The 13,091-nt window shown below is 76.1% G+C and carries 8 protein-coding genes and 1 pseudogene; all 9 read left to right on the forward strand.

Annotated features, from left to right (window positions below; all coding sequences use genetic code 11):
• The first annotated feature begins 135 nt into the window (after positions 1–135).
• The 9 genes and pseudogenes from OG946_RS06585 (at position 136) to OG946_RS06625 (ending at position 12,968) form a co-directional block, all read left to right on the forward strand.
• Positions 136–351 (forward strand): annotated as a pseudogene (locus tag OG946_RS06585) (CbtB domain-containing protein).
• 381 nt (positions 352–732) lie between these two features.
• On the forward strand, positions 733–1,911 hold the full coding sequence (locus OG946_RS06590) for a cobalamin biosynthesis protein (protein ID WP_326795201.1): 1,179 nt from the start codon (positions 733–735) through the stop codon (positions 1,909–1,911).
• A complete protein-coding gene (gene cobN / locus OG946_RS06595; RefSeq protein ID WP_326795202.1) occupies positions 1,908–5,573 on the forward strand; it encodes a cobaltochelatase subunit CobN in 3,666 nt (1,221 codons plus the stop codon). The genes OG946_RS06590 and cobN overlap by 4 nt, the downstream gene beginning before the upstream one ends.
• A gap of 115 nt (positions 5,574–5,688) precedes the next feature.
• On the forward strand, positions 5,689–7,884 hold the full coding sequence (locus OG946_RS06600) for a putative cobaltochelatase (RefSeq protein WP_326795203.1): 2,196 nt from the start codon (positions 5,689–5,691) through the stop codon (positions 7,882–7,884).
• Positions 7,884–8,501 (forward strand): cob(I)yrinic acid a,c-diamide adenosyltransferase, encoded by a 618-nt coding sequence (cobO, locus tag OG946_RS06605; RefSeq protein ID WP_326795204.1) that lies wholly within the window; start codon positions 7,884–7,886, stop codon positions 8,499–8,501. Before OG946_RS06600 ends, cobO begins: the two co-directional genes overlap by 1 nt.
• Positions 8,502–8,508: 7 nt before the next feature.
• A complete protein-coding gene (locus OG946_RS06610; RefSeq protein WP_326795205.1) occupies positions 8,509–10,053 on the forward strand; it encodes a cobyrinate a,c-diamide synthase in 1,545 nt (514 codons plus the stop codon).
• Positions 10,050–10,778, forward strand: a complete 729-nt coding sequence (gene cobI / locus OG946_RS06615; RefSeq protein WP_326795206.1) for a precorrin-2 C(20)-methyltransferase — start codon at positions 10,050–10,052, stop codon at positions 10,776–10,778. Before OG946_RS06610 ends, cobI begins: the two co-directional genes overlap by 4 nt.
• Positions 10,775–11,683: a precorrin-4 C(11)-methyltransferase gene (gene cobM, locus OG946_RS06620; RefSeq protein ID WP_326795207.1), complete on the forward strand. Its 909-nt coding sequence runs from the start codon at positions 10,775–10,777 to the stop codon at positions 11,681–11,683. The genes cobI and cobM overlap by 4 nt, the downstream gene beginning before the upstream one ends.
• 40 nt (positions 11,684–11,723) lie before the next feature.
• Complete coding sequence (locus OG946_RS06625; protein WP_326795208.1) at positions 11,724–12,968, forward strand: cobalt-precorrin-5B (C(1))-methyltransferase; 1,245 nt, start codon at positions 11,724–11,726, stop codon at positions 12,966–12,968.
• Positions 12,969–13,091: the final 123 nt, after the last annotated feature.

A 13,091-nucleotide genomic window follows, 5' to 3' on the forward strand; every position in this document is an offset into this window, starting at 1 on the left:
CGGTGAGATTCCGGCACGGCCGCGCCACTGTGAGCCGGACGACGCCCCGCGCGGGGCGGAGTTCGGTGAGTCAGACCCGCACCGTCGTGAGCAGCTCCACCGGATGGGACGCGTGATCCCCGGGAGGTTTCCGCCATGGCCCAGTCAGCCGTGTCACCCACGACAGACTCTCTCCTCACCCCTGTCCCGCTGAAGACCATCGCCCCGTGAGCGCTGTTCGGCGGGGTCCTGATGATCGTTCTGCTGTATTTCGTCGGTGCCGAACAGGGCGCCGTGTCTCCGGTGTCGGGCGAGGGCGTGCACGGGTGGTTGCACGACGGCCGGCACCTGCTGGGCTTCCCCTCTCGGTGATCACACTGAACTCTGCGGCGGTGCGCGGGCTGTTGGTGCGCGGGATGCCGGCGGGGCTGGGTGCGGGGGTGGTCGGGCGGCGGCTGGTACCGCGGCTGGGCGGCTGGTCAGCGGAGGTGGCGGGCTGAGGGGGTTGTTCCCCGACCCCGCCCCTTCCCGAAACTCGGGGGCTGCGCCCCCGAGACCCCGCCGGGGCTGCGCCCCAGACCCCGCCCGGGGCTACGCCCCGAACTCCGCGGGGGCTTGTGCCCCCGGCCCGCAGACGGCCACGTAGCCCGCCCGATCGCCGGGCTGCCGCCCCGCCCCCTTTCCCGGGGGCTTCGCCCCCGGACCCCCGACCACCGAAAGCCCACCGGCCCACGCCCCGCACCGAACGGCACCATGACACCCGACACCGCGTCACACCCCGCCCGGCTCATCGGTGGCCGCCCGCTGGCGTACGCCGTGGGCGCCGCCCTCGGCTACGCCGCCGACCACCTCTTCGGCGACCCCCGCCGAGCCCACCCCGTAGCAGCCTTCGGCCGCGCCGCCGCAGCACTCGAATCCCGCCTCTGGCGCGACAACCGCGCGGCGGGGGCCTTGCACACGGCACTCTGCGCAGGCGCAACGGTGGCGACCGCCGCCCTGGCCACGGCAGCAACCCGCAGGGAGACGAGCCCGGGTTGGGGGCGGAGCCCCGAGGGGGCGGCGGGCGCAGCCCCGGGTCCGGGCGCGGGGCGCACCCCCGCGGGGGGCAGGGGCGTAGCCCCGGCGGGGTCTCGGGGGCGCAGCCCCCGAGTTTCGGGAAGGGGCGGGGTCGGGGAACACAACCCCCTCGCCGGGCCCGTGAGGGGGCGCCGCGGGGAGCACCTCCCCCTCGTCCTCCTCACCGCCCTCGTCTCCTGGGCCGTTCTCGGCGGGGCCTCCCTCCGCCGCGAAGCCCTCGGCATCGCCCACGCCCTCCGCGCGCACGACCTCGACGACGCCCGCCACCGCCTCCCCCGCCTCTGCGGCCGCGACCCCCATCACCTCGGCGAAGCCGACATCGCCCGGGCCGTCGTCGAGTCCGTCGCGGAGAACACCTCCGACGCCGTCGTCGGCGCCCTCCTCTGCGGTGCGGTCGGTGGCGTTCCCGGGCTCGCCGGGTTCCGGGCCGTCAACACCCTCGACGCCATGGTCGGGCACAAGTCCGCCCGCTATCTGCGCTTCGGCTGGGCCGCCGCCCGGCTCGACGATCTCGTCGGCTATCCCGGCGCACGGCTCACCGCCGCGCTCGCGACGCTCGCCGGGCCCGATCCCCGCGCCGCCCGGCGCATCTGGCGCCAGGACGGGCCGCGGCATCCCAGTCCCAACGCCGGCCCCGTGGAAGCAGCGTTCGCCGGTGCGCTCGGGCTGCGGCTCGGTGGGGAGCTGTCGTATGCCGGGCGGACCGAGCACCGGGCCGTGCTCAATCCGGCCGGGCGCGCTCCCGGCGTACACGACATCGAGCGTGCCGTCCGCCTCTCCTCCCGTGTCTCCTTCCTCGCCCTCCTCACCACCACCCTCGCCGCCCTCCTCCCCACCGAAGCGAGTCACGCATGACCACCGTCCTCCTCCTCTCCACCGCCGACACCGATCTCCTCGCCGCCCGCGCCTCCGGCGCGGACTTCCGGATCGCCAACCCCTCCCGCACCGGCGCCGAGGACCTGCCATCGCTCCTCGACGGCACCGACCTCGTCGTCGTCCGGCTCCTCGGCGGCAAGCGCGCCTGGGAGGACGGGCTCGCAGCCCTCCGGGCCGCCGGGCCGCCCACCGTGCTGCTCGGCGGGGAGTCCGTGCCGGACGCCGAGCTGATGGCCGAGTCGTCCGTGCCCGCCGGGGTGGTCGCCGAGGCGCTGCGGTATCTCGTGGAGGGCGGGCCCGCGAACCTCGCCGAGCTGAGCCGGTTTCTGTCGGACACCGTGCTGCTCACCGGCGAGGGCTTCGCCCCGCCGCGGGAGATGCCCGCGTACGGAGTGCATGGTTCGTACGGGCTGAAGGACGACCGGCCCACCGTCGGCGTGCTCTTCTACCGCGCCCACGAACTCTCCGGGAACACCGCCTTCGTCGACACCCTCTGCCAGGCCGTCGAGGCGCACGGCGCCAACGCCCTGCCCGTGTACTGCGGTTCGCTGCGCGGCGCGGAGCCCGGGCTGTTCGAGCTGCTGGGGCGCGCGGACGCGCTCGTCGCCACCGTGCTCGCCTCCGGCGGTACGCGGCCGGGCGGCGCCTCCGCCGGCGGGGACGACGAGGCGTGGGACGTCGGCGCGCTCGCGGAGCTGGACGTGCCGGTGCTCCAGGGGCTGTGCCTGACGTCGGCGCGCGCCGCGTGGCTGGACTCGGACGCGGCGCTGTCGCCGATGGACGCGGCGATGCAGGTGGCGATCCCGGAGTTCGACGGGCGGCTGGTGACGGTGCCGTTCTCGTTCAAGGAGGACGGTCCCGACGGCGTGCCGGTGTACGTCGCGGACGCGGAGCGGGCCGCGCGGGTCGCGGGGATCGCGGTGCGGCACGCGCGGCTGCGGCACGCGCCGAACGGCGAGAAGCGGATCGGGCTGGTCTTCACCGCGTACCCCACCAAGCACTCCCGGGTCGGCAACGCCGTCGGCCTGGACACGCCCGCCTCCGCGGTCAGGCTGCTCGACGCGCTACGGGCCGCGGGGTACGGCGTCGACGGCCACCCGGACGACGGCGACGAGCTGATCCACCGGCTGATCGCCGCCGGCGGGCACGACGTGGAGTGGCTGACGGAGGAGCAGTTGGCGGCGGCGCCCGCGCGCGTGCCGCTGGGCGACTACGAGCGGTGGTTCGCCGCGCTGGACCCCGGGTTGCGGGCCTCGGTGGTCGAGCACTGGGGTGAGCCGCCGGGCGAGCTGTACGTGGACGACGGCGACGACGGACCCGCGATCGTGCTGGCGTCGCTGCGCTTCGGCAACGTCGTGGTGATGATCCAGCCACCGCGCGGCTTCGGCGAGAACCCCATCGCCATCTACCACGACCCGGACATGCCGCCGTCGCACCACTACCTGGCCGCGTACCGCTGGCTGGACCGCACGTTCGGCGCCGACGCGCTCGTGCACATGGGCAAGCACGGCACGATGGAGTGGCTGCCGGGCAAGGGGCTGGGTCTGTCGGCGGGTTGTGCGCCGGACGCGGTGCTGGGGGACCTGCCGCTGGTGTATCCGTTCATCGTCAACGACCCCGGCGAGGGCACCCAGGCCAAGCGCCGCGGGCACGCGACGGTGGTCGACCACCTCGTGCCGCCGATGGCGCGCGCCGACTCGTACGGCGACCTGGCGAAGCTGGAGCAGTTGCTGGACGAGTACGCGCTCGTCTCGGACCTCGATCCGGCGAAGGCGCCCGCGGTGCGCAGCCAGATCTGGACCCTGGTGCGGGCCGCGGAGCTGCACCACGACATGCACGTGGCGGAGCAGCCGCAGGACGCCGACTTCGACGAGTTCGTGCTGCACGTCGACGGCTGGCTGTGCGAGATCAAGGACGTGCAGATACGGGACGGGCTGCACGTGCTCGGCGCAGGACCGGTCGGCGAGCCGCGGGTGAACCTCGCGCTGGCGGTGCTGCGTTCCGCGCAGATGTGGGGCGGCGCCGGCGGCGCCCTGCCGGGTCTGCGGGCGGCGCTCGCGGCCCGGGCGGGGCTGGTCGAGGCGGAACTGCTGGCGGACCCGGGCGCGCGGATCGCGGTGCCGGCGGCGCTGACGGAGCGGGCGGAAGGGCCGGCGCGTACGGCGTCGGACGCGGTCGACCTGCTGGAGGCGCTGGCGCGGCGGCTGGCGGAGGGGCTGGAGGAGCGCGGCTGGGCGCGCGCGGCGGTGCCGGAGGTCGTCGCGGGGGTGCTGGGCGATGACGCGGATACGGCGGACGTGGTGCGGGTGCTGGAGTTCGCAGCCGCGGAACTCGTTCCGCGGCTGCGCCGTACCGGCGACGAGATCGGCAACGTGCTGCACGCGCTCGCCGGCGGCTACGTTCCCGCCGGGCCGTCAGGATCCCCCACCCGCGGGCTCGTCAACGTGCTGCCGACCGGTCGCAACTTCTACTCCGTCGACCCCAAGGCCATCCCCTCCCGGCTCTCCTGGGACGTCGGCAGCGCCCTCGCCGACTCCCTCCTCGCCCGGCACCTCGCCGACCAGGGCGCGTACCCGAAGTCCGTCGGGCTCACGGTCTGGGGCACCTCCTGCATGCGCACCCAGGGCGACGACATCGCGGAGATCCTGGCGCTGCTGGGCTGCCGCCCGGTGTGGGACGACGCGTCGCGGCGGGTGACGGGCTTCGAGGTGGTGCCGGCCGCGGAGCTGGGCCGGCCGCGCATCGACGTGACGGTACGCATCTCCGGCTTCTTCCGCGACGCCTTCCCGCACGTCGTCGGCCTGCTGGACGACGCGGTGCGCGCGGTCGCGGAGCTGGACGAGCCGCCGGAGGCGAACTTCGTACGGGCGCACGCGGACGAGGACACCGCCGTCCACGGCGACCGCCGCCGCGCCACCGCCCGCATCTTCGGCTCCAAGCCCGGCGCGTACGGCGCGGGCCTGCTGCCGCTGATCGACGCCCGCAACTGGCGCTCGGACGCGGACCTCGCGGAGGTCTACGCGGTCTGGGGCGGCTACGCCTACGGCCGCGGGCTCGACGGGCGGGCGGCGCGCGGCGACATGGAGGCGGCGTTCCGGCGGATCCAGGTGGCGGCGAAGAACGTCGACACCCGCGAGCACGACATCGCCGACGCCGACGACTACTTCCAGTACCACGGCGGCATGGTGGCGATGGTCCGCCATCTGACGGGCGGTTCGCCGGAGGCGTACATCGGCGACAGCGCCGTGCCCGAGCAGGTGAAGACGCGCACGCTCGGCGAGGAGACGCACCGCGTCTTCCGCGCCCGGGTGGTGAACCCGCGCTGGACGGCGGCGATGCGGCGGCACGGCTACAAGGGCGCGTTCGAGATGGCCGCCACCGTCGACTACCTCTTCGGCTACGACGCGACCGCGGGCGTGGTGGACGACTGGATGTACGAGAAGCTCGCCGCCGAGTACGTCTTCGACGCCGAGAACCAGGAGTTCATGCGGCGCGCCAACCCGTGGGCCCTGCGCGGGATCGGCGAACGGCTGCTGGAGGCGGCCGAGCGGGGATTGTGGGCGGAGCCGGACCAGCGGACCCTGGCCCGGCTCCGGGAGATCTACCTCGAACTCGAGGGCGATCTGGAGGGGGAGGAATGACCCACAGGACGCGGACCGTGCAAGTCCGCTCCACGTCCGGCACGTACACGCTGGCACGATTCTTCCGCGTATCACAGCAGTTGACCGCCATATCACCCGTTGGAGGGGCCCGCGCATGAACACCGGTGCGCCGCACTATCCGTTCACCGCCGTCGTCGGCATGGCAGAACTCCGGCTCGCGCTGCTGCTCAACGCGGTGTCCCCGGCGGTCGGCGGGGTGCTCGTGCGCGGCGAGAAGGGTACGGCCAAATCGACCGCCGTACGAGCCCTCGCCGCGCTGCTCCCCGAGGTCGCCGTCGTGCCCGGCTGCCGCTTCTCCTGCGACCCGGCCGCGCCGGACGCCGGCTGCCCTGACGGGCCGCACGAGGCCGCGCGCACGCACGCTATGCGGGCGGCGCGGATGGTGGAGCTGCCCGTGGGCGCCTCCGAGGACCGGCTCGCGGGGGCGCTGGACATCGAACGGGCGCTGGCCGAGGGCCGCAAGACGTTCGAGCCCGGGCTGCTGGCGCAGGCGCACCGCGGCGTGCTGTACGTGGACGAGGTCAACCTGCTCCACGACCACCTCGTCGACCTGCTGCTGGATGCGGCGGCCATGGGCGCCAACTACGTGGAGCGCGAGGGCGTCTCCGTGCGGCACGCGGCGCGCTTCCTGCTGGTGGGCACCATGAACCCGGAGGAGGGCGAGCTGCGCCCGCAGTTGCTGGACCGGTTCGGGCTGACGGTGGAGGTCGCCGCGTCCCGCGAGCCCGCGGAGCGGGCGGAGGTGGTGCGGCGGCGGCTGGCGTACGACGCGGACGCGGCCGGCTTCGCGGCGCGCTGGGCGGCGGAGGAGGACGCGCTGCGGGCACGGATCGCGGCGGCGCGGGCGCTGCTGCCCGCGGTGGTGCTGGGCGACGCGGCGCTGCGGCAGATCACGGCGACGTGCGCGGCGTTCGAGGTGGACGGGATGCGCGCGGACATCGTCATGGCCCGTACGGCGACGGCGCTGGCGGCCTGGTCGGGGCGTACGGAGGTGGCGGCGGAGGACGTACGGCAGGCGGCGCTGCTGGCGCTGCCGCACCGGCGGCGGCGCAACCCGTTCGACGCGCCGGGCCTCGACGAGGAGAAGCTGGACGACACGCTACGCGAGCACGGCGGCCCCGGCGAAGGACCGCCGGACGGCGACGGCGGCGGGGCGCCCCCCGGCGCCGCGGACGGACCGGACGCGGCGCCGCGGGAGCAGCCCGGCGACACAGGACCGGCCGGCCCGGCGCCGCGGCAACCCGGCGCCGACACCCCCCGGAACCCCGCACCGCAGGACCCCTCCGGTACGGACGACGCCCCCGAACCCCCCGGCTCCGCCCCCGCCGCCACCCGTGCCCCGGCGGAGGAACCCGGCGCGGAGCCCCACCCGCCCGGGACCGCGCCACCCCCGTCCGAGGCGCAACCCGCCGCCCCCGCCGAGCCGTTCCGCACCCGCCGCCTCGACGTCCCCGGCGTCGGGGAGGGCGCCGCGGGACGCCGCTCCCGCGCCCGTACCGCCCACGGCCGCACCACCGGCGCCCGCCGCCCCCGCGGCGCCCTCGGCGCCCTGCACCTCGCCGCCACCGTCCAGGCCGCCGCCCCGCACCAGCACACCCGCGGCCGCCGCGGCCCCGGTCTCGTCGTCCGCCGCGACGACCTGCGCGAGGCCGTCCGCGAGGGCCGCGAGTCGAACCTCGTGCTCTTCGCCGTCGACGCCTCCGGATCCATGGGCGCGCGGCAGCGCATGGGCGCCGTGAAGGGCGCGGTGCTGTCGCTGCTGCTGGACGCGTACCAGCGCCGCGACAAGGTCGGCCTGGTCACCTTCCGCGGCCGGGACGCGGAGTTGGCGCTGCCACCCACCTCGTCGGTGGACGCCGCGGCGGTCCGCCTGGAGCGGCTGCCCACCGGCGGCCGCACCCCGCTGGCCGCCGGGCTGCTGCGGGCCCGCGAGACGCTGCGCGTCGAGCGGCTGCGGGACCCGGCGCGCCGCCCGCTGCTGGTCGTCGTCACGGACGGCCGGGCGACGGGCGGTCGGGAGCCGGTCGGCCGGGCGGCGCGCGCGGCGCGCCTGCTGGCGGCCGAGGGGGTCGCTTCGGTAGTCGTCGACTGCGAGTCGGGTCCTGTGCGGCTGGGGCTCGCGGGCGAGCTGGCCCGCGAGCTGCGGGGCACGGCGGTGGCGCTGGGCGAGCTGCGGGCGGAGGCGGTGAGCGGGCTCGTACGGGAGGCCCGGGAGGACCGGCGCGCGCCTGCCGTACCCGAAGGGCCCGGTACCGGGCGTGGACCGGCGAGTTCGAGGAGGGCCGCCTGATGCCGAAGGGACGGCCGGATGCCGTGCCGGACGACGGCCTGACGACGCGGCAGCGCCGCAACCGCCCGCTGGTCGTGGTGCACACGGGCCCGGGCAAGGGGAAGTCCACGGCGGCCTTCGGGCTGGCGCTGCGGGCCTGGAACCAGGGGTGGCCGATCGGGGTGTTCCAGTTCGTGAAGTCCGCCAAGTGGCGGGTCGGCGAGGAGCGGGCGCTGCGGGTCCTCGGCGCGAGCGGCGAGGGCGGCACGGTGGCGTGGCACAAGATGGGCGAGGGCTGGTCGTGGATCCAGCGGCCGGCGCGCGAGGGCGGAGCCGCCGAGCCGGACAACGAGGCGCGGGCCCGGGAGGGCTGGGAGCAGGTCAAGCGGGACCTGGCGGCGGAGACGTACCGGCTGTACGTGCTCGACGAGTTCGCGTACCCGATGCGCTGGGGGTGGGTGGACACCGCCGAGGTGATCGCGGTGCTGCGGGACCGGCCGGGCAGCCAGCACGTCGTCGTCACGGGCCGCAACGCGCCGGCGCCGCTGGTCGAGTTCGCCGATCTCGTCACAGAGATGGGCAAGGTCAAACACCCCATGGACGCGGGCCAGAAGGGCCAGCGGGGCATCGAATGGTGAGAGTTCCGTGATCGACATCCCCCGGCTCGTCGTCGCCGCACCTGCCTCAGGAAGCGGCAAGACGACGGTCGCGACCGGCCTGATGGCGGCGTTCGCCGCCGCCGGCCTCACCGTCTCGCCGCACAAGGCGGGCCCCGACTACATCGACCCCGGCTACCACGCGCTCGCCGTCGCCGGCTCCCCCGGCGGCGGGCGCCCGGGCCGCAACCTGGACGCGCACATGTGCGGCCCCGGCCTGATCGCCCCGCTGTTCGCGCACGGCGCGGCGGGCGCGGACGTGGCCGTCGTGGAGGGCGTGATGGGCCTGTACGACGGCGCCTCCGGCGCCGGCGAGTCGGGCTCGACGGCGGAGCTGGCGAAGCTGCTGCGGGCGCCGGTGGTGCTGGTGGTCGACGCCTCGGGGCAGTCGCGGTCGGTGGCGGCGCTGGTGCACGGCTTCGCGTCCTGGGATCCGGAGGTACGGATCGGGGGCGTCGTCCTCAACAAGGTCGCCTCCGACCGCCACGAGTCGCTGCTCCGCGAGTCCCTGGACGCGGCGGGCGTCCCGGTCCTGGGCGCCCTCCGCCGGCACCCGGAACTGGCGGCACCGGCCCGGCACCTGGGCCTGGTCCCGGCGGCGGAGCGCCGCCCGGCGGCGGTGGCGGCGGTACGGGCGCTGGCGGCGCGGGTACGCGAGTCGTGCGACGTACCGGAGCTGCTACGCCTGGCCCGCACGGCCCCGCAGCTGGCGGCGGAGGCGTGGTCGGCGGCGGAGGCGGTGGCGGGCGCGGAGCTGCCGGGTGGGCGCGGCACAGGGGGCGACCGCGAGACCGGAACCGCAACGGGGCCCCGGGGGCGGAGCCCCCGAAGCGCGCCGCGCGCCGCAGGCGCGGGCGCCACCGGGGGCCCGGGGGCCGCCCCCCGGTTTCGGGAAGGGGCGGGATCGGGGAACACCCCCCGCACCGCCGACCGGCCGGTGGTCGCCATGGCGGCCGGCCCCGCGTTCACGTTCTCGTACGCCGAGCACGCCGAACTCCTCGCCGCCGCCGGCGCCGACGTCGTCCCCTTCGATCCCCTGCACGACGAAGCCCTGCCGCCCCGCACCCGCGCCCTCGTCATCGGCGGCGGCTTCCCCGAGGTGTACGGCGCCGAACTGGCCGCCAACGAGCCGCTGCGCCGCGACGTCGCCCGGCTCGCCGCCGCCCGCGCGCCGGTGGCCGCCGAGTGCGCCGGCCTGGTCTACCTCGCCCGCGACCTCGACGGCGCCCCCATGTGCGGCGTGCTGGACGCCCGGGCCCGGATGACCGACGTACTCACCCTCGGCTACCGCGACGCCGTGGCCGTCGCCGACAGCGCGCTCGCCGCCGCCGGCACCCGGGTACGCGGCCACGAGTTCCACCGCACCGCCCTCGACCCTCCCGCGGGCGAGACGCCCGCATGGGGGATGACGCAGCCGGTCCGGCGCGTCGAAGGATTCGTACGGGGCGGCGTCCACGCCTCGTACCTGCACGTGCACTGGGCCGCCGCCCCCGCCATGGCGCGCCGGCTCGTCGAAGGGTGTGAAACGGCATGAGCATGCGACTCGTCGGCGTCGGGGTGGGCCCCGGCGACCCCGAGCTGGTCACGGTCAAGGGCGCGGGAGCGCTGCGGACGGCGGCGGTGGTCGTCGTCCCCGTGATGGAGGGCGGCGGCACGGGCCGCGCGGAGGCGACGGTCCTGCACTACGTCGACGAGGCGAAGGTCGTGCGCGTCGTCTTCGCGCTCAACGAGCGCAGCGACGCCGCGCGCCGCGAGGCGGCGTGGGACGCGGCGGGCGCCCGGGTCGCGGAACTGCTGCGCGCGCACCGCTCGGTGGCGTTCGCCACGCTCGGCGACCCCAACGTCTACTCCACGTTCACGTACCTCGCCGCGACCGTCACCGCGCTGCTCCCGGACGTACGGATCGAGAGCGTGCCCGGCATCACCGCGATGCAGGACCTGGCGGCCCGCGGCGGCGCGGTGCTCGCGGAGGGCACGGAGCCGCTGACGCTGGTGCCGGTGACGGCGGGCACGGCGGTGCTGAAGGAGGCGCTGCGGGGGCCGGGAACGGTGGTGGCGTACAAGTTCGGCCGGCTGGCGGGCGAGGTGGCGGGAGCGCTCGCGGAGACGGGCCGGATGGAGGGGGCGGTGTGGGGATCGTCGCTGGGGATGGCGGAGGAGTCGGTGCGGCCGGCGGCGGAGCTGGGGGCGGAGCCGCTGCCGTACCTGTCGACGCTGATCTCGCCGGCGCGGCGGACGGGGCGGGGCGAGAAGCTGTGAGCGGGAAGGGGATGCCGCGCCAGCGCCCGTACGCGAAGGGAAGCCCGCACGCACAGCCGGACCCGGTCCCGGATCCGGACGCGGGACCGGCGAAACGGCCGCCCGCCCCCGGCAAGGTGACGTTCGTCGGGGCCGGGCCCGGGGCGGCGGATCTGCTGACGTTCCGGGCCGCGCGCGCCATCGCGGAGGCGGACGTCGTGATCTGGGCGGCGAGCCTCGTCCACGAGGACGTACTCCAACACGCCCGCGCGGACGCGGAGATCGTCGACTCTTCGGCGGTGCCCCTGGAGGAGGTCGTCGCGGTCTACGCACGGGCGGCCGACGGAGCGCTGCGGGTGGCGCGGGTGCACTCCGGCGACCCGGCGCTGTGGGGCGGCACGCAGGAGCAGGTGGAGCGGTGCGCGGCGCTGGGACTTGAGGTGGAGATCGTGCCGGGGGTGTCGTCGTTCTCGGCGGCGGCGGCCGCGGCGGGGCGGGAGCTGACGGTCCCGGAGGTGGCGCAGTCGGTGATCCTCACGCGGCTGGGCGGCGGGAAGACGCCGATGCCGGGCGGTGAAGAGGTACGGGAGTTCGCGCGGCACGGCACGACGATGGCGGTGTTCCTGTCGGCGGCGCGCTCGGGGCGGCTGGCGGAAGAGCTGCTGGCGGGCGGGTACGCGGCGGAGACGCCGGTGGTGGTGGCGTACCGGGTGACGTGGCCGGACGAGCTGGTGGTGCGCTGCACGGTCGGCACGCTGGAGGCGGCGGTGAAGGAGCACCGGCTGTGGAAGCACACGCTGTTCCTCGTCGGCCCGGCGCTGGGGGCGGCGGGGACACGGTCGCATCTGTACCACCCGGGCCACTTCCACGGCTTCCGCCGGGCGGACCCGGCGGCGCGGAGGGCGCTGCGCGGGGGCGGGGCGTAGGGCAGGGTCCGGTTCGAGCCGGCGGAGAGGAGGGGAGCGGATGACCGGGGACGCGCAGGAACGGAACATGCAGGAACGAGACGCGCAGGAACGGCACGCGCGGGAAGCGAACTTGCCGGAACCGGGGCCACGGGTACCCGACCAGCCGGGTCCCGACCTCCGTGAACCCGACCTGCCCCGTACGGCCAAGGTGCGGCAGAAGGCGTTGCGTACGGGATGGACCACCGGCACCTGCGCGTCGGCCGCCGCGCGCGCCGCGGCGCTGCTGCTGGCGACCGGCGAGGCGCGGCGGTGGGTGGAGGTGGCGCTGCCGTCGGGGCGGCGGGTGACGTTCGCGGTGGAGCGGGCGGTGGAGCTGCGGCCGGGGCGTACGGAGGCGGTGGTGGTGAAGGACGCGGGCGACGACCCGGACGTCACGCACGGCTCGCACCTGACGGCGACGGTCAGTTGGCGGGCGCGGCCCGGTCTTGAGCTGCACGGCGGCGTGGGCGTGGGGGTGGTGACGAAGCCGGGTCTCGGTCTGGAGCTGGGCGGCCCGGCGATCAACCCCGTGCCGCGGCGGATGATCACGCAGGCGGTGGCGGAGGTCGTGGACCTGGGACGGCGGGGTCTGGACGTGACGATCAGCGTGCCGGACGGCGAGCGGCGGGCGCGCAAGACGACGAACGCCCGGCTGGGGATCCTCGGCGGCATCTCCATCCTCGGTACGACGGGCATCGTGCGGCCGTTCTCGACGGCGTCGTGGCGGGCGAGCGTCGAGCAGGCGGTGTCGGTGGCGGCGGCGCAGGGCGAGACGGCGGTGGTGCTGTGCACGGGCGGCCGGACGGAGCGGGGGGCGATGGAGCTGCTGCCGGGGCTGCCGGCGGTGTGCTTCGTGGAGGTGGGGGACTTCACGGGGGCGGCGCTGCGGCGGGCGGTGGCGCAGGGGGTGGAGCGGGTGGTGTTCGTGGGCATGGTCGGGAAGCTGACGAAGCTGGCGGCGGGGGTGCTGATGACCCACTACACGCGCTCGAAGGTGGACCCGGGGGTGCTGGCGGAGATCACGCGCGCGGCGGGCGGTCCGGAGGGCCTGGCGGCGGAGGTGGGGGCCGCGAACACGGGGCGGCACGCGTACGAGTTGTGGGAGGCGGCGGGTCTGCTGCCGGCGGCGGGGCGGGAGTTGTGCGGCCGGGTGGCGGAGGTGCTGGAGCGCTTCACGGAGCGGAGGGTCGCGGCGGAGGCGGCGATGGTGGACTTCACGGGGCGGGTGCTGGTGGCGCGGAGCGACGGGGAGCTGCTGCGGTGATCACGGTCATAGGCTGCGGCACGGGTTCGCCTCCGGCGCGGATCGAGGACGCCGCGCTGGTGGTGGGCGCGGCCCGGCACCTGGCGGAGGCGGAACTGCCGCGGGGTGCGGAACGCGTGACGC

The organism is Streptomyces sp. NBC_01808 (assembly GCF_035917395.1).
GTDB lineage: Bacteria > Actinomycetota > Actinomycetes > Streptomycetales > Streptomycetaceae > Streptomyces.

Excerpts from the sequence above, each read along its gene's own strand:
- OG946_RS06600 (WP_326795203.1), top strand. The coding sequence starts at position 5,689 with ATGAACACCGGTGCGCCGCACTATCCGTTCACCGCCGTCGTCGGCATG.
- OG946_RS06590 (WP_326795201.1), top strand. The coding sequence starts at position 733 with ATGACACCCGACACCGCGTCACACCCCGCCCGGCTCATCGGTGGCCGC.
- cobO (WP_326795204.1), top strand. The coding sequence starts at position 7,884 with ATGCCGAAGGGACGGCCGGATGCCGTGCCGGACGACGGCCTGACGACG.
- cobN (WP_326795202.1), top strand. The coding sequence starts at position 1,908 with ATGACCACCGTCCTCCTCCTCTCCACCGCCGACACCGATCTCCTCGCC.
- OG946_RS06625 (WP_326795208.1), top strand. The coding sequence starts at position 11,724 with ATGACCGGGGACGCGCAGGAACGGAACATGCAGGAACGAGACGCGCAG.
- cobI (WP_326795206.1), top strand. The coding sequence starts at position 10,050 with ATGAGCATGCGACTCGTCGGCGTCGGGGTGGGCCCCGGCGACCCCGAG.